At 60.6% G+C, this 16,702-nt stretch carries 12 protein-coding genes; 6 read left to right on the top strand and 6 right to left on the bottom strand.

All coding sequences use genetic code 11. The features are described 5' to 3' along the window. Positions 1 to 10 precede the first annotated feature (10 nt). From HGP31_RS04245 to HGP31_RS04235, 3 genes are all read left to right on the top strand, one after another. Positions 11 to 664 carry an ABC transporter permease gene (locus HGP31_RS04245; RefSeq protein WP_168757232.1) on the top strand — a complete coding sequence of 218 codons (654 nt, stop codon included), beginning with the start codon at positions 11 to 13 and terminating at the stop codon, positions 662 to 664. Further along, on the top strand, positions 661 to 1,818 hold the full coding sequence (locus HGP31_RS04240) for an osmoprotectant ABC transporter ATP-binding protein OsmV (protein ID WP_168757231.1): 1,158 nt from the start codon (positions 661 to 663) through the stop codon (positions 1,816 to 1,818). The genes HGP31_RS04245 and HGP31_RS04240 overlap by 4 nt, the downstream gene beginning before the upstream one ends. Positions 1,819 to 2,078: 260 nt before the next feature. After that, the gene (locus HGP31_RS04235; protein WP_168757230.1) at positions 2,079 to 2,414 is read left to right on the top strand and encodes a hypothetical protein; all 336 of its coding nucleotides are present in this window, start codon (positions 2,079 to 2,081) and stop codon (positions 2,412 to 2,414) included. Here the strand turns inward: HGP31_RS04235 and HGP31_RS04230 are convergent. Further along, positions 2,411 to 2,590 carry a hypothetical protein gene (locus HGP31_RS04230; RefSeq protein WP_168757229.1) on the bottom strand — a complete coding sequence of 60 codons (180 nt, stop codon included), beginning with the start codon at positions 2,588 to 2,590 and terminating at the stop codon, positions 2,411 to 2,413. The two genes, HGP31_RS04235 and HGP31_RS04230, sit on opposite strands and share 4 nt — an antisense overlap. Before the next feature lie 312 nt (positions 2,591 to 2,902). On the opposite strand from HGP31_RS04230, the gene HGP31_RS04225 reads away from it, so the two are divergent. Then, positions 2,903 to 4,066, top strand: coding sequence for a type III PLP-dependent enzyme (locus HGP31_RS04225; RefSeq protein ID WP_020796555.1), 1,164 nt, complete (start codon positions 2,903 to 2,905; stop codon positions 4,064 to 4,066). A gap of 117 nt (positions 4,067 to 4,183) precedes the next feature. On the opposite strand, the gene HGP31_RS04220 is transcribed toward HGP31_RS04225, so the two are convergent. Both HGP31_RS04220 and HGP31_RS04215 read right to left on the bottom strand, forming a co-directional pair. After that, positions 4,184 to 4,930, bottom strand: a complete 747-nt coding sequence (locus HGP31_RS04220) for a tetratricopeptide repeat protein (protein ID WP_020796554.1) — start codon at positions 4,928 to 4,930, stop codon at positions 4,184 to 4,186. Continuing rightward, positions 4,927 to 5,607, bottom strand: coding sequence for a Fe2+-dependent dioxygenase (locus tag HGP31_RS04215; RefSeq protein WP_168757228.1), 681 nt, complete (start codon positions 5,605 to 5,607; stop codon positions 4,927 to 4,929). The genes HGP31_RS04220 and HGP31_RS04215 overlap by 4 nt, the downstream gene beginning before the upstream one ends. A 207-nt stretch (positions 5,608 to 5,814) precedes the next feature. Here HGP31_RS04215 and HGP31_RS04210 point away from each other — a divergent pair, with 207 nt between their 5' ends. Then, a complete protein-coding gene (locus HGP31_RS04210) occupies positions 5,815 to 8,151 on the top strand; it encodes a TonB-dependent receptor (RefSeq protein WP_168757227.1) in 2,337 nt (778 codons plus the stop codon). Positions 8,152 to 8,392: 241 nt separating this feature from the next. Further along, positions 8,393 to 10,921, top strand: a complete 2,529-nt coding sequence (locus HGP31_RS04205) for a PepSY domain-containing protein (RefSeq protein ID WP_168757226.1) — start codon at positions 8,393 to 8,395, stop codon at positions 10,919 to 10,921. Between the two features lie 168 nt (positions 10,922 to 11,089). Here HGP31_RS04205 and HGP31_RS04200 read toward each other — a convergent pair whose 3' ends face one another. From HGP31_RS04200 to ptsP, 3 genes are read right to left on the bottom strand one after another with little or no spacing between them, the layout of a single operon-like run. Continuing rightward, positions 11,090 to 12,829, bottom strand: a complete 1,740-nt coding sequence (locus tag HGP31_RS04200; protein WP_020796551.1) for a PTS fructose-like transporter subunit IIB — start codon at positions 12,827 to 12,829, stop codon at positions 11,090 to 11,092. 11 nt (positions 12,830 to 12,840) lie between these two features. Next, entirely contained in the window at positions 12,841 to 13,782 is a 942-nt protein-coding gene (gene pfkB, locus HGP31_RS04195; RefSeq protein ID WP_020796550.1) for a 1-phosphofructokinase, read from the bottom strand. After that, a complete protein-coding gene (gene ptsP, locus HGP31_RS04190; protein ID WP_020796549.1) occupies positions 13,782 to 16,643 on the bottom strand; it encodes a phosphoenolpyruvate--protein phosphotransferase in 2,862 nt (953 codons plus the stop codon). Before ptsP ends, pfkB begins: the two co-directional genes overlap by 1 nt. Positions 16,644 to 16,702 lie beyond the last annotated feature (59 nt).

Raw genomic sequence — 16,702 nt, 5'->3', positions numbered from 1 at the left:
AGGAAAAGCCATGGAATTTATCAACGCCTTTTCCCACCTCGACTGGACACAGGTACTGCACCTGACCGGGCAACACATCACCCTGGTCGGCATCGCCGTGACCTTGGCGATCGTGGTTGGCGTGCCGCTGGGCGTCCTGATGACGCGCTTTCCGACGCTCGCCGGGCCGCTGCAGGCCAGCGCCACCGTACTGCTGACCGTACCATCGATTGCCCTGTTCGGCCTGCTGCTGCCGTTCTACTCGAAATTCGGCCAGGGCCTGGGCCCGATGCCGGCCATCACCGCGGTGTTCCTGTACTCGCTGCTGCCCATCATGCGCAACACCTACCTGGCCCTGACCAACGTCGAACCGGGCATCCGCGAAGCCGCGCGCGGTATCGGCATGACCTTTGGCCAGCGCCTGCGCATGGTCGAACTGCCGATTGCCGTGCCGGTAATCCTTGCCGGCGTGCGCACCGCCGTGGTCATGAACATCGGCGTGATGACCATTGCCGCGACCATCGGTGCCGGCGGCCTCGGCGTGCTCATCCTCGCTTCCATCAGCCGCAGCGACATGTCGATGCTGATTGTCGGCGCCGTGCTGGTCAGCCTGCTGGCCATCTTCGCCGACCTGCTCCTGCAATGGCTGCAACGCTCGCTGACTCCTAAAGGACTGCTCAAATGATCGAACTTCAAAACCTCAGCAAGACCTTCCAAAGCAACGGCAAAGACGTGAAAGCCGTGGACTCGGTGAGCCTGACCGTCAATGAAGGCGAAATTTGCGTGTTCCTCGGGCCTTCGGGTTGCGGCAAAAGCACCACGCTGAAGATGATCAACCGCCTGATCACACCGACCTCGGGCAAGATCCTGATCAATGGTGAAGACACCACCGGTCTCGACGCAGTGACCCTGCGCCGTAACATCGGCTATGTGATCCAGCAGATCGGTCTGTTCCCGAACATGACCATCGAGGAGAACATCGTGGTGGTGCCGAAACTGCTCGGCTGGGACAAACAGAAGTGCCACGACCGCGCCCGCGAGTTGATGAGCATGATCAAGCTCGAACCCAAGCAGTACCTGCATCGCTACCCTCGGGAATTGTCCGGTGGCCAGCAACAGAGGATCGGCGTGATTCGCGCGCTGGCCGCTGATGCACCGCTGTTGCTGATGGACGAACCGTTCGGCGCGGTCGACCCGATCAACCGCGAGATGATCCAGAACGAATTCTTCGAGATGCAGCGGGCGCTGAACAAGACCGTGATCATGGTCAGCCATGACATCGACGAAGCCATCAAGCTCGGCGACAAGATCGCGATCTTCCGTGCCGGCAAATTGCTGCAGATTGACCACCCAGACACCCTGCTGGCCCACCCGGCTGACGACTTTGTCAGCAACTTCGTCGGCCAGGACAGCACTCTCAAGCGCTTGTTGCTGGTCAAGGCTGAAGACGCGGCGGATAACGCCCCGTCCGTCAGCCCGGAGACCTTGGTGGCCGAGGCGCTGGAACTGATGGACGAGCATGACCGGCGTTATGTCGTGGTCACCGACGGTGAGAACAAGGCGCTGGGTTATGTACGACGCCGCGACCTGCACCGTCAGACCGGTGCCTGCGCGCAGTACTTGCGGGAGTTCAACGCTACGGCGGCCTACGACGAGCATTTGCGTATCCTGCTGTCGCGCATGTATGAGTTCAATCGAGCGTGGCTACCGGTGATGGATGCCGAACGAGTGTTTCTGGGCGAGGTGACGCAGGAATCGATTGCCGAGTATCTGAGCTCCGGCAAGTCACGTGGCGGCAAGACCCGAATTGTTTCGCCGGCCGAAACTGTGTCGGCCTGATAGCCTGCTTCAACCGACCGCGTTCAACCGATGGAGGGGGGTAATAGGCTGCTTTATATTTTAGGAGCTGCCCCCTATCAGAAATAGAAAACTCTCACAAAAACACAATTTCCATTCTTTTTAACTCTTAAAACTAACACTTCAGATAGTTTCAACACCTTTCGACTCGTGACACCATCAGTCCGGATTCAAACAAAATATCTGAATCACAACAGCTTGCTCGAGTGACCAATAACTTTTTCGAATCAAGGAATAGATTAATGAAAACTGAAACAACTGAAAGTGTGAAAAACGTGCCGAATGAAATCAGAATTAGCGGCACCCCTACACAGAATATAAAAACCGGAAACCCCCTCAATGCTAACACCGGCGTGAGCGTGCACGGCCCAAACGGAAGTACATTCCCCAATGAGTTTATCAACTGGGAAGTATCATCGCAGCCGGCTTCCAATATGACTGCCATTAAAACTGGCACTCAATTCGCAAGAATCCATTTGCCTAGTGTACAGAGAAGCTACAACGTAACAGTAACTGCAACAGTGCATAACTATCCAAACCTGAAAGCAACCTCGACATTTGCTGTCAATGCAGTTTAATCAAATCTAGTTTTAAAAATCACCAAACCAGCAAACCAGCAAACCAGCAAACCAACACATGTAGTCACTTTACTGCTGACTTTTCCACCGAAACAAAGTTTTTGTGGTGAAGGAGCTTGCTCACTCGCCACAAAAACCGTTCGAATTCCTTTCAAATCGCCCTCTTGGGGGAACATCAATCCGTCATCCCTGTCGGTTACACAGGTAGCTGTAGGCTGCCTTACGACGGATGCGTGCAAAAACGCGACATTTTTTGTTGATCTCAAGCCCCTCACGCCCTAAAGTTCGCGCCGAACGTCCATGCTGGAAACGATCCATCCGGCTCAAGTACTGACGACGAGACAGCAAGGCCAAGGGAAAGCAGCGCTACCCATGGCCTTTTTGCTTTCGGCGACATGCCTTGGGAAGTAGGCGAACCAAAGTGGGGATACGGAGGACGTTCATTTGCACCCATTGATAATTTCAGTTTGCCAGTAGGAGTTCCCAGCATGTCGATCCAGGTCGAAGACTATTTCGCGCGTGAAACCTTCCAGAAAATGAAGGCGTTCGCCGACAAGCAAGAAACCCCGTTCGTGGTGATCGACACCGCGATGATCAGCCAGGCCTACGATGACCTGCGCGCCGGTTTCGAATTCGCCAAGGTCTACTACGCGGTCAAGGCCAACCCGGCGGTGGAAATCATCGACTTGCTCAAAGAGAAAGGCTCGAGCTTCGACATCGCCTCGATCTACGAGCTGGACAAGGTGCTGAGCCGCGGCGTCAGCGCCGACCAGATCAGCTACGGCAACACCATCAAGAAATCCAAGGACATCCGCTACTTCTTCGAGAAGGGCGTGCGCCTGTATGCCACCGACTCCGAAGCCGACTTGCGCAACATCGCCAAGGCCGCACCGGGCTCGAAAGTCTACGTACGCATCCTGACCGAAGGCTCGACCACCGCCGACTGGCCTCTGTCGCGCAAATTCGGCTGCCAGACCGACATGGCCATGGACTTGCTGATCCTCGCCCGTGACCTGGGCCTGGTGCCGTACGGCATCTCCTTCCACGTAGGCTCGCAGCAGCGCGATATCAGCGTCTGGGACGCCGCGATCGCCAAGGTCAAGGTGATCTTCGAACGCCTGAAGGAAGAAGACGGCATCGTACTGAAGCTGATCAACATGGGCGGTGGCTTCCCGGCCAACTACATCACCCGCACCAACAGCCTGGAAACCTACGCCGAAGAAATCATTCGCTTCCTCAAGGAAGACTTCGGTGACGACCTCCCGGAAATCATCCTGGAACCAGGCCGCTCGCTGATCGCCAACGCCGGCATCCTGGTCAGCGAAGTGGTGTTGGTCGCCCGTAAATCCCGCACCGCCGTCGAGCGTTGGGTGTACACGGACGTGGGCAAGTTCTCCGGCCTGATCGAAACCATGGACGAAGCCATCAAGTTCCCGATCTGGACCGAAAAGAAAGGCGAGATGGAAGAAGTCGTCATCGCCGGCCCAACCTGTGACAGCGCCGACATCATGTACGAAAACTACAAGTACGGCCTGCCGCTGAACCTGGCGATCGGTGATCGCCTGTACTGGCTGTCGACCGGCGCCTACACCACCAGCTACAGCGCGGTTGAATTCAATGGCTTCCCGCCGTTGAAGTCGTTCTACGTGTAAGCGCTACACGCCGAAATCAAAAAGCCCATGACGAGTCATAGGCTTTTTTGTGCCTGAAATTTTTTGTACCTGATCGTTCCCACGCTCTGCGTGGGAACGATCTGTCTTCAGGTGTGCCTACAGTTCGGCGCAACGTTTGGCGTAGTCGTCGGCCATTGCGTGAATCCGGGGCTCGGTTGCGCCCATGAGCGCCTGGCTTGCCACCCGAAGAAAGTTCAGATTGCCATTGGCCAATGCCTTGCGTAGCCAGACCAATGCAGTATCGATACTCCCCTCTGCGGCCAACACCGCCGCAAAACTGAACTGCCCACGAAAATCCCCTCCCTCTGCCGAGCGCCGATACCAGTCCCGAGCCGCTTGGGGATCTGCCGGGCAAACACGCCCCTCTTCCAGATAGCGTCCCAGCAGGTTCATCGATTTCGCGTGGCCAAGCTCGGCAGCGCGGCGATACAGGTTCAGCGCCGACGATTGATCCTCAGCCACCCCACGCCCGGTCGCCAGCAGATTGGCGTAGTTGTACATCGCCCAATCCAGCCCCGCTTCTGCGGCGATTCGATAATGCCGGGCAGCCGCCGCTGCATCGGCCACACACCCCCAGCCGTGTTCGTGACATCGCCCCAGCATGTTGCGGGCCATCAGGTGCCCTTGTCGGGCGGCGATGTCGAACCAGCGCAACGCCAGCGGTTGATCCTGGGCGATTCCATTTCCGTCCAGCAGGATCTGCCCAAGCAGCGCCTGGGCATCGACAAGCCCCTCGCGGGCTGCTGCTACGATCGCCTGGGCCGCACGGGCCGGGCTTTCGTCGAGCATGGCTTTGAGACGGTCTCCATCGAGTACCTCTTGGCGGCGCAATTGAAAACTCATACCTCGACCCAACGGCGCAACAGGTTGTGATACGTGCCCGTCAGGCTGATCAATGACGGGTGATCTGGCACGTCCTGGGTCAACTGCCGGATCGCCCCGTCCATCTCGAACAGCAGCGCACGCTGGCTGTCTTCGCGCACCAGGCTCTGGGTCCAGAAAAACGAGGCGTAGCGCGTACCACGGGTGACGGCGTTGACCTTGTGCAGGCTGGTGCCGGGGTACAGCACCATGTCACCCGCCGGCAACTTCACCCGCTGGGTGCCGTAGGTGTCCTGGATTTCCAGCTCCCCGCCGTCGTAATCCTGAGGCTCGCTGAAGAACAAAGTGGCCGAGAGGTCGGTGCGCACCCGTTCGATACTGCCCTTGGGCTGACGCACCGCGTTGTCGATGTGGAAATCGAAACTGCCGCCAGCCATGTAACAGTTCAGTAACGGAGGAAACACCTTGTGCGGTAACGCTGCTGACATGAACTGCGGGTTTTTCCACAGCCGCTCCAGCATGGCCGCGCCGATTTCCTTGGCCAGCGGGTGGCCTTCCGGTAATTGCAGATTGTGCTTGGCCTTGGCCGACTGGTACCCGGCCGTGATCTTGCCATCAGCCCAATCGGCCTGTTGCAGAGCCTCGCGAATGCGCTGCACTTCTTCTTTTTCGAACAAGCCGGGAATGTGCAGCAGCATGGGGCAAGCACCAGAAAGCAAAGGGATGCCAATGGTATTGATTCTTATTGCCCTTGTAAAACCCGCGAGACGAATGAAACAGTAAAAACCGTAAGGCTAAATTGTAAAGATTGTAAATTCAGTGCGAATAGTAATTTTTCGCAATTGATACAAATACGTGTTTACACTATATTCCGCGGCCTCAAATCCTTGGGGAGGGGAATAAAAATGTCACGCCAACAACCACAACTACCGGTCAGTTCACCGCGTTTACTCGCTTCTGCAATTGGCGTGGCGATCACTGCCGGCTCTGCGGGCCAAATGGTTTTCGCGGCGGAAAAAACCAGCGAGCAGGCACCGAGCAACACGATTTCCCTCGGCGCAACCGCGATCACCGGCGAAGCCCAGGATGAGACCTCCTACAACGTCGAAAAAGCCTCCTCGCCCAAGTACACCGCGCCCCTGGTCGACACTCCGCGCTCGATCACTGTCATCCCGCAACAAGTCCTCAAGGACACCGGCGCCCTGAACATGCAGGACGCACTGCGTACCGTCCCGGGCATCACCTTCGGTGCCGGTGAAGGCGGTAACCCTCAGGGCGACCGTCCGTTCATCCGCGGTTTCGATGCCCAGGGCGATACCTACCTGGACGGCGTGCGCGATACCGGTTCGCAGAGCCGTGAGATCTTTGCCGTTGAATCGATCGAAGTCAGCAAGGGCCCTAACTCCGCCATTGGCGGTCGCGGCGCTGCCGGTGGCAGCATCAACCTGGTGAGCAAGAAAGCGCATCTGGGCGACTCGTTCGACGGTGGCTTTACCTGGGGTTCGGACCAGACCCAGCGTTACACCATGGACGGCAACTACCAGTTCTCCGACACCGTTGCCGGTCGCCTGAACCTGATGAGCCACGAAAGCAATGTCGCCGGTCGCGAAAGCGTCGACTACGATCGCTGGGGCGTCGCGCCTTCTCTGGCCTTCGGCCTGGGCACCGACACCCGTGTCAACCTTGACTACTACCATCTGGAAAGCAACGACACGCCAGATTCGGGTATTCCCTACACCATCCCGGCCGGTGGCTCGGCTGCCCGCACCAAGTCCAATCCGGACAAGCCCTATGCCGGCGGCGATAGCAGCAACTTCTACGGCCTGACCGATCGTGACTTCCGCAAGGGTCGTACCGACACCGCGACCATCGCCATCGAGCACGACCTGAACGACGCGTTGACCGTCAAGAACACCCTGCGCCACGGCAGCAGCATGCAGGACTACATCCTGACCCAGCCGGACGACAGCAAGGGCAACGTCAACAACGGTACCGTGTGGCGTCGGGCCAACACCCGCGTCAGCAACACCGATACGACGACCAACCAGACCGACCTGTTTGGTGACGTCTACATCGCAGGCTTCAAGAACAGCTTCGCGACCGGTATCGAGTTGAGCCGCGAGGAAAGCAAGAAGTCCTCGTATACCGTCAACACCGACACCACGCCAGGGACTCCAGTTACACCAAGGGATCCAGGCACCCAATGCACTCCGGGGATGATCGGAGCTCCGAGCGGATACAACTGCACCTCGCTGTCGAACCCGAACCCGAACGATCCATGGAACGGTTCGATCACCCGCAACTACGCCGGCACCGACACCACGGGTAAAACCTATGCGCTTTACGTGTTCGACACTCTGACATTGTCCGAACAGTGGCTGGTGAACATGGGCCTGCGCTACGACCATTTCGACACCGACTACAAGACCTACAACGCCGCAGGCACCACGACCTTCAAGGGCGATGACGTCAGCGAATTCGTAACCGGTCAGTTCGGTGTGGTCTACAAACCAGCGGAGAACGGCAGCATCTATGCGTCCTACGCAACGTCCGCGATACCTCCGGGCTCCACGCTTGGCGAAGGTCAGGACGGCAATCCGCTGGGCGGCACCCCGGATCGCAACGGCAACCTGCTGAAAAGCGACCTGGAGCCGGAGACCACCAAGAACTACGAAATCGGTACCAAGTGGGACCTGCTCAACGATCGCTTGTCGCTGACTGCCGATATCTTCCGCACCGAAAAAGACAACGCCCGCGTCCAGGTCGATACCACCACGTACGAAAACGCTGGCAAGACCCGCGTCCAGGGTGTCGAGCTTTCGGCCACTGGCAAGATCACCGACAAATGGCAAGTCTTCGCCGGTTACGCCTACATGGACAGCGAGCAAGTCGACGGTGGTGACCTGCCGGCAAACAAAGCCAACGACGGCAACGAACTGCCTAACACGCCGAAAAACAGCGCCAGCCTTTGGACGACCTACCAGGTCACGCCAAGGCTGACCATCGGTGGCGGTGCGTTCTATGTCGACGACGTGTTCGGTAACGTGGCCAACACCACCATGGTCAATGACTATGTGCGCTACGACGCGATGGCCGCGTACAAGTTGACCAAGAACATTGACCTGCAGCTGAACGTGCAGAACCTGACCGACGTTACCTACTACGACAAGGCGTTCTCCAACCACTTCGCCAACCAGGCGGCGGGCCGGACTGCCTTGTTGAGCACCAACTTCCACTTCTGATAACAGAAGCATGGACACAAACCTGTAGGAGCTGCCGCAGGCTGCGATCTTTTGATCTTCGGCGATTGCACCACCGCCCAAAATCAAGATCAAAAGATCGCAGCCTGCGGCAGCTCCTACAGGGGTCAGGCCCCGTTCATCCAAGTGAACGGGGCTTTTGTGTGTAAAGGGAATGTTCCTCGATAACCCACGGCATAATGCGCGCCGTGATGACTATTTTTAAACGAGCAAGGCGAGCGACGTGTTGAAGAAAACCCTGTTCCAGTTGCACTGGTTTTTTGGCATCAGCGCAGGTCTCGTCCTGGCCCTGATGGGCATTACCGGGGCGACGGTCTCGTTCCAGGATGAAATCCTGTACGCGCTGAACCCTTCCGTGTTGCAGGTCCAGAAACAAGTCGCCGGCGTGCTGCCACCGGCTGACCTGGTGGAGAAGATCGAGGCGGCGACACAGATGAAAGTGGCGATGCTCTCGGTCGGCATCGACAGCGACGTTGCCGCAAAAGTGTTCTTCACCCCGCCAGCGGGCGAGCGTCGCGGCCCCATGCGTTACGTCGACCCTTACACCGGCGAACTCCTGGGCGACGCCACCGGCCAAGGCTTCTTCGGCCTGATGTTGCAACTGCACCGCTTCCTCGCCATGGGCGACACCGGCCGGCAAATCACGGGCGCCTGCACCCTGATCCTGGTGTTCTTCTGCCTGTCCGGCCTGTACCTGCGCTGGCCTCGCCAGTGGAAAAGCTGGCGCGCATGGCTGACCCTCGACTGGAAGAAAAAAGGCCGCAGCTTCAATTGGGACTTGCACTCGGTTGCCGGCACCTGGTGCCTGGTGTTTTATCTCCTGGCCGCGCTGACCGGGTTGTCCTGGTCTTACGAGTGGTACAACAAGGGCCTGACACGCCTGCTCTCCGATTCGCCACAGAATGAACGTGTTCGCGGTGGACGCGGCCCTGGGCCAAGCGGTCCGGCACCGGTGGTCGACTACTCGGCGATGTGGAGCAGCATCTACAGCGCTGCCGGTCCCGACCTGAGTTTCTATAACACCCGCATGCCGGCCGTAGCCGGGCAACCGGCAAGCGTTTTCTACCTGTTGAAGAACTCGCCCCACGACCGCGCGCTGAACCAGATCACCCTGGACCCGGTGACCGGCGCGATCAAACGGCATGACCGCTACAGCGACAAGAGTTTCAAGGCGCAGCTGTTGACCAGCATCTACGCGCTGCACGTGGGCAGCTATTTCGGCATCGTCGGGCGCATCATCCTGACGCTCACGGCCCTGAGCATGCCGCTGTTCTTCGTCACCGGATGGCTGCTGTACCTGGATCGTCGACGCAAGAAACGCCAGATCAAGGACGCCCGCAAAGGCCTGGCACAACCCGACAGTAACACCCCGGCCTGGCTCATCGGTTTCGCCAGCCAGAGTGGCTTTGCCGAGCAATTGGCCTGGCAGACCGCCGGCCAGTTGCAGGCGGCGGGCCTGCCGGTGAAGGTGCAGCCACTGGCGGATGTCAGCGAGCAGGACCTGCATGCTTCGAACAACGCGCTGTTTGTGGTCAGCACCTTCGGTGACGGCGAAGCGCCGGACAGCGCCCGGGGTTTCGAGCGCAAGGTGCTGGGTCGGTCGTTAAGCCTCGACAGCCTGAACTATGCCGTGCTGGGACTCGGCGACCGGCAGTATCAACACTTCTGCGGGTTTGCCCAGCGCCTGCACAAGTGGCTGGGCGAGCACGGCGGCAAGACCTTGTTCGCGCCGGTGGAAGTCGACAGCGGCGATCCCTATGCCTTGCGTCACTGGCAGCAGCAACTGGGCCTGTTGACCGGTCAGGCGCCTGTGGGCACCTGGCAAGCACCGAGCTACGAAAACTGGACGCTGGTCCGCAGGGAATTGCTCAACCCCGACAGCAGCGGCTCATCGGTGTACTTGCTGGGCCTGAAGGCGCCAGGTACCAACAGCTGGCTGGCCGGTGACCTGGTGGAGGTGCTGCCGCGCAATTGCCCTTGGGCCATCGAGCACTTCCTCGAAGGATTGGGGATCGACGGTCGCGCGACGATTACCCACGAGGGTTTGTCGCAACCGCTGGAACAAGCCCTCGCCAGCCGGCAGCTGCCCGAGAACCGCAGCCATTTGGTCGGCCTGCATGCGCAGTCCCTGGTGGATGCCCTCGTGCCGTTGGCCATGCGCGAATACTCCATCGCCTCGATAGCCGCCGACGGCATCCTGGAATTGATCGTGCGCCAGGAGCTGCACCCTGATGGCACCCTTGGCGTCGGCTCCGGCTGGCTGACCGAACACGCCGCCGTGGGCGGCAGCATCAGCCTGCGCGTGCGGCGCAACAGCGGTTTCCACCTGCCCAATGAACCGGTGCCGATGATCCTGCTGGGCAACGGCACGGGACTCGCTGGCTTGCGTAGCCTGCTCAAGGCGCGCATCGCCGATGGCCAGCAACGCCAGTGGTTGTTGTTCGGTGAGCGCAATCGCGAACACGATTACCTGTGCCGCGACGAGCTGGAGGAGTGGTTGATTTCCGGCGACTTGCAGCGCCTGGACCTGGCATTCTCGCGTGATCAAGCCGAGAAGATCTACGTGCAGGATCGCTTGCGCGATTCGGCCGAAGAGCTGAAGAAATGGCTGGCGGAGGGTGCGGTGATCTACATCTGCGGCAGTCTTCAGGGGATGGCCGCAGGCGTCGATCAGGTGCTGAACGATGTGTTGGGCACCGCCGAAGTCGAGCGCTTGATCGAACAAGGCCGCTACCGCCGCGACGTTTACTGACCCTACAGTGATCATTCCCACGCTTTGTGTGGGAATGCCTCAACGGACGCTCCGCGTTCGGCTCCGGAAGGGACGCGGAGCGTCCCGGGCTGCGTTCCCACGCAGAGCGTGGGAACGATCAATCTGATTTAACGCCCGGAGCCTGATAGCGCCTACAGGGGGCCAGTGTCAGGCGTTGACGGGTTCCACCGCCATCTCCACCACTTCCGGCCGCTTGACCAGCGCATACACCACCGCCGTCAACAAACTCCCCGCCACAATCGCCAGCAAGTACAGCAATGCATGGTTGATCGCATTCGGAATCGCCAACACAAACAACCCCCCATGGGGCGCCATCAACTTGCAGCCGAAGTACATCGACAACGCACCGGTCAGCGCACCGCCGGCAATGCTCGCCGGGATCACCCGCAGCGGGTCTTTGGCGGCAAATGGAATCGCGCCTTCGGAGATAAAGCACAGCCCCAGTACCAAGGCCGCTTTACCCGCCTCGCGTTCGGTCTGGGCGAACTTGCGCCTGGCAATGAACGTGGCGATGCCCAGGCCGATCGGCGGCACCATGCCGGCGGCCATGGTCGCCGCCATCGGTGCATAACTCTGCGACGCCAGCAGCCCGACCGAAAACGCATACGCGGCCTTGTTGATCGGCCCGCCAAGGTCGACACACATCATGCCGCCCAGCAGCACGCCGAGCAGAATCGCGTTGGTCGTGCCCATGCTGTCGAGGAAATGCGTGAGCCCGGCGAGCATGCCCGCCACCGGCTTGCCGACCACGTAGATCATCACCAGGCCAGTGAACAGGCTTGCCAGCAAGGGGATGATCAGGATCGGTTTCAGCGCCTCGAGACTCTGCGGCAACCGCGCATAACGATTGATCGCCTGCGCCGCGTACCCGGCGAGGAAACCGGCAATGATCCCGCCGATAAAACCGGCACCCAGGGTGCTGGCCAGCAGGCCGCCGATCATCCCCGGCGCCAGGCCCGGACGGTCGGCAATCGAATAAGCGATGTAGCCTGCCAGCAGCGGCACCATGAGCTTGAACGCGGTGTCGCCGCCGATCTGCATCAGCGCCGCCGCCAGCGTCCCCTCTTCCTTGAAGGCGGTGATGCCGAATACGAACGACAAGGCAATCATCAAGCCGCCTGCCACCACCATCGGCAACATGTACGACACGCCGGTCAACAGGTGTTTGTAGACCCCGGTCTTCTCTTGTTTGACCGGCCCCTTGGCACCGGTCGAAGCGCTTTCCTGCTTGCCTTCGGCCAATGCTTTATTGAGTGTCGCTTCAGCCTGCTTGAGGGCAATGCCGGTGCCGCAACGGTAGATTTTCTTGCCAGCGAATCGCTCGGTGGCCACTTCGATGTCCGCCGCCAGCAGCACCACATCGGCGTCGGCAATCGCTTGGGCGCTCAGCGGATTGCGTGCGCCGACCGAACCCTGGGTTTCCACCTGCAAGTCATAGCCCAAGCGCTTGGCCGCTTGCTGCAAGGCTTCGGCGGCCATGAAAGTGTGGGCGACACCGGTTGGACAGGCCGTCACGGCAACGAGTCGCGGCGCGTTTTTAACGACGGCCACCGGCTCAACCACGGCTTGCGGTGCGACATACACCTGAGCCTCTTCAGCACCACGGCGCAATACCGCTTCGACGTCTTGCAGCGCTTGGGCAGGGGTACTCTGGAACAAACGCTTACCGACAAAACGCGACATATCCACAGGCGCGCTGGTCACCAGCAACACCCACTCGGCCGCCTCGATCGTGGCGGCCGACAGTTGCCGTTCGGGATGTGCCGAATCGCTGATCTCCACGCTGGTGCTCCAGCCCTGACGCTGGGCCGCGGCATCGAGCAACCGGGCGCACAGCACACTGGTGACCATGCCGTTCGGGCAGGCAGTAACAATGGCTAACTTCATGACCAACCCTCTTATTGTTCTGTCAGGGGGCGCACGCGCACGCCCTGTTCGAGCTGCGCCAGTTGCGCTGCATCGCTGATACCGAAGCCGATCTGGGTGACCGCCATCGCGGCAATCGCCGTGGCGGTGCGCAAGGTTTGTTCAGGCGTATCGGCACTGAGCAACCCGTGGAGCATGCCGGCCAACAACGAATCGCCCGCGCCTACCGTACTGGCGACGCTGACTTTCGGCGGCGTGGCATGCAGCGCCGAACCGACGCTGAACCAGTTCACACCCTCGGCACCGTGGGAAATCACCACATGCTCGATGCCTTGGGCGTGCAGGCGACTCGCGGCTTGCGCCTGGGCCAGGACCGACACCGTCTCGCCGCCGAGCACTTCAGCCAACTCCTCGGCATTGGGCTTGATCAACCATGGAGCAGCCTTGAGCGCCGCCCGCAATGCTTGCCCACTGGTGTCCAGGGCGACCTTCAAGCCCAGATCATTCAATCGCCCGATCAATGCCTGCAACCACTGCGGGCTGATGCCTTGGGGCAGACTGCCGGCAACCACTACCGCATCATGCCCCGGCGCTATCTGGTCGAGACGCTCGAGCAATGCCTGCTGCGCCGCGGCGCTGACCAGCGGCCCTGGCCCATTGAGGTCGGTGATACGTCCATCGCTTTCCGCCAGCTTTATGTTGCTGCGCGTCTCACCGGGAACACGAATGAACGCATCGACAAAACCGCGTTTGGCGAACAGGTTTTCGAAAGCTTGCTGATTGTCTTCACCGAGAAAACCGCTGACGGTCAATTGATGCCCGAGGTCCGCCAACACCTGCGCCACGTTCACCCCTTTGCCCGCAGCATGGGTGTGCATGGTGTCGCTGCGGTTGACCTGACCGGGTTCCAGGCGCGCAAGCTGGACGGTGAGGTCCAGCGCCGGGTTGAGGGTCAGGGTTAAAATCCTGGCCATTACAAAGCCTCCACTAATGCGCGCACTTCATTCGCGCTGCCCACGGCAAGTGCCTGTTGGGCAAGGGTTTGAGCCTGGGTCAGGCTGAGTTCGCGAACCCGCGCCTTGACCTCGGCAATGCTGCGTGCGCCGACACTGAGTTCATCCACGCCCAAGCCAACCAACACCGGTACCGCCAACGGATCGGCCGCCAACTCGCCGCACACACCGACCCATTTGCCATGGGCATGGGCCGCGCGCACGGTGATGTCGATCAGCTGCAGCACCGCCGGATGCAAGCCATCGGCCTGGGCCGACAAGGTTGGATGGCCACGGTCGATGGCCAGGGTGTATTGCGTCAGGTCATTGGTGCCAACGCTGAAAAAGTCGACTTCCCTGGCCAGCACCGGCGCCAGCAAGGCCGCCGACGGCACTTCGATCATGATGCCCAATTGCAGGTCCGCCACTGGAATTTCCAGGCGCAGGCGTTCGGTCATGTCCCGCGCCTGGCGCCACTCGTCGACGCTGCCGACCATCGGAAACATGATCCGCAGCGGGCGGTTGTCGGCGGCGCGCAACAAGGCGCGCAACTGGGCTTCCATGATCTGCGGCCGTTGCAGGGTCAAGCGAATGCCGCGCACCCCGAGGAACGGATTTTCTTCCTTGGCGATCGGCCAATACGGCAGCGGTTTATCGCCACCGACATCAAGGGTGCGCACCACCAGCGGACGACCGGCCAGGCCATCGAGAACACGGCGGTATTCGGTTTCCTGGGTCGCCTCGTCCGGCGCTTGCGGGTGGGCCATGAAAATCAATTCGGTGCGCAACAGACCAATGCCTTCGGCGCCCTGCTCTACCGCACTGGTGACGCCGGCACTTTCACCGATATTGGCGAACACTTCGACGGCATGGCCATCGGTGGTCAACGCCGGTTGATGGCGTTGTTCGGCGGCGGCCTTCAGGCGTTGCTCGCGGGTATCACGCTCCTGGGTGGCGCGCTGCAAGGTCGCCGCGTCGGCGTCCACATGCAAACGCCCGCGTTGGCCATCGATCAACAGCGGCGTGCCCGGCGCCAGCAGCAACACCGCGGCACCGGCACCGACCAGGGCTGGAATTCCCAAGGCCCGCGCAACAATCGCGCTGTGAGCGGTGGCGCCACCGCGGGCGGTGAGAATACCGGCGACACGGGCCGGATCAAGGCGCGCCACATCGGACGGACCGACTTCGTCCATCACCAGAATGTAGGGCTGCTCAGGTTCATGCGGTGTTTCGACACCACTGAGCTGCGCCAGCACTCGACGGCCGATATCGCGCAGATCGGCGGCGCGCTCGGCGAGCAAGGCGTCCTGCAAGGACTCCTGTTGCCTGGCAGCGGCTTCGATCACCGACATCCACGCCGCTTCCGCGCTTTCGCCCTGCTTGAGACGGGTGTCGACCTCATCGGTCAACTCCGGGTCGTCGAGCATTTCCTGGTGGGTGATGAAAATCTCGCGGATAGCCTTGGCCTTGCTGCGTTCGATCAAGCCGCCGATGTCCTGGCGCACGTGCGCCAGCGCTTGCTTGAGGCGCTCACGCTCGATGGCGGCGGACTCTCCCCGTAGCGGGTAATCGATGGTTTGCAGTACCTGGATATGCGCCGGGCCGATGGCGATTCCCGGAGCGGCGGCGATGGCCTGCACCAGACTGCCCGGCGCCGGGGCGAGCAGTACTTGGGCCACCTCGACGATTTCTTCACGAGGCTGGCTCACCGCTGGCAACGGCTCGACTTCTTCACCGAGGCCCTCTTCAATCGCGGTCAACAGAGCGGGCAAGGCATCGGCGGCGATGCTCGGCTCGGCGATGATTTCCAGCACCTGCCCACGACGGGCGCCCAGGCTGAGCAGTTTGCTCAAGCTTTTCACCGACACCGCACTGTCCTGGCCGTCGACGATGCGGATGCGAATCTCGCCTTCAAAACTTTTCGCCAGTTGCGCGAGGATCTTCGCCGGACGGGCATGCAGACCGTGGGCGTTGGCCAGCGCAATGCGTGCGCTCGGCCAGTCTGCCGGCAACTCGCCGCCGAGCACTTCAAGCACCGCGCGGCAACTGGTGGCACGGCCCAACTCATGGCCGCGACCTTCAATCAGCAACGCACACAGGCGTTCGAGCAACGCTTGGTGGGCCTCGCCCAGGCTGGCCAGGCAAAACAGGCCGCTCAGCGGTTGACCGAGGTAGCGCAGCGGTTTGTCCGGGGTGACGAACGCCAGGCCTGGACGCTTGACCGTTTGTTCACTGTGCAGCCACCACAGCCCATCGCCCAGCGGCAGCGCTTCGACTTGCTGCAACACGGCGGAGAAACCATTGCTGACGCAGTCGGCCTGACGCAGTAACCGCGCGCCACGCCAGACCAGCTCTTCGAAATCTTCGGCAGCGACGCCCAAGCCGATCATCTGCGCATCCAGCGCCAGCTCTTGCGGCGCGCCTTGCAGCAGTTTCAGCAAGGCCTCGGCGCTGCTGGCGCGACGCAAGGCTTGGCCAAGGTCGGTCTCGCCGAGCGCGCGGGTCAGCAGTTGCAGCAGGCGCAGGTGTTCGTCGGATTTGGCGGCAATCCCGATCGCCAGGTAGACGATCTGTCCGTCACCCCAGTCCACGCCGTCGGGGAACTGCATCAGGCGCACGCCCGTGGAAAACACTTGGTCGCGGGTTTCTGGCGTACCGTGGGGGATGGCAATACCTTGACCAAGAAAAGTCGAGCCCTGGGCTTCGCGTGCCTGCAAGCCGGCGAGGTAGCCTTCGTCAACCAGACCATCGTCGACCAGGTGCCTGGCCAGCAGTTGCAGCGCGGCGGATTTATCCACAGCCGACTGGCCCATGGATATCTGCTCTATGGTGAGCTCGAGCATGCTGTCTCCTGTTGGCGCCCTTGGGGCGCCAGGTATTGTTTTTGAATGATTCAGCTTAG

This window comes from Pseudomonas umsongensis, from assembly GCF_012647205.1.
Lineage (GTDB): Bacteria > Pseudomonadota > Gammaproteobacteria > Pseudomonadales > Pseudomonadaceae > Aquipseudomonas > Aquipseudomonas umsongensis.
This window is presented reverse-complemented; position numbering and strand designations above follow the sequence as displayed.

Excerpts from the sequence above, each read along its gene's own strand:
- HGP31_RS04230 (WP_168757229.1), bottom strand. The coding sequence starts at position 2,590 with ATGTTCCCCCAAGAGGGCGATTTGAAAGGAATTCGAACGGTTTTTGTG.
- HGP31_RS04245 (WP_168757232.1), top strand. The coding sequence starts at position 11 with ATGGAATTTATCAACGCCTTTTCCCACCTCGACTGGACACAGGTACTG.
- pfkB (WP_020796550.1), bottom strand. The coding sequence starts at position 13,782 with ATGGCCAGGATTTTAACCCTGACCCTCAACCCGGCGCTGGACCTCACC.
- HGP31_RS04225 (WP_020796555.1), top strand. The coding sequence starts at position 2,903 with ATGTCGATCCAGGTCGAAGACTATTTCGCGCGTGAAACCTTCCAGAAA.
- HGP31_RS04240 (WP_168757231.1), top strand. The coding sequence starts at position 661 with ATGATCGAACTTCAAAACCTCAGCAAGACCTTCCAAAGCAACGGCAAA.
- HGP31_RS04215 (WP_168757228.1), bottom strand. The coding sequence starts at position 5,607 with ATGCTGCTGCACATTCCCGGCTTGTTCGAAAAAGAAGAAGTGCAGCGC.
- ptsP (WP_020796549.1), bottom strand. The coding sequence starts at position 16,643 with ATGCTCGAGCTCACCATAGAGCAGATATCCATGGGCCAGTCGGCTGTG.
- HGP31_RS04210 (WP_168757227.1), top strand. The coding sequence starts at position 5,815 with ATGTCACGCCAACAACCACAACTACCGGTCAGTTCACCGCGTTTACTC.
- HGP31_RS04235 (WP_168757230.1), top strand. The coding sequence starts at position 2,079 with ATGAAAACTGAAACAACTGAAAGTGTGAAAAACGTGCCGAATGAAATC.
- HGP31_RS04200 (WP_020796551.1), bottom strand. The coding sequence starts at position 12,829 with ATGAAGTTAGCCATTGTTACTGCCTGCCCGAACGGCATGGTCACCAGT.
- HGP31_RS04220 (WP_020796554.1), bottom strand. The coding sequence starts at position 4,930 with ATGAGTTTTCAATTGCGCCGCCAAGAGGTACTCGATGGAGACCGTCTC.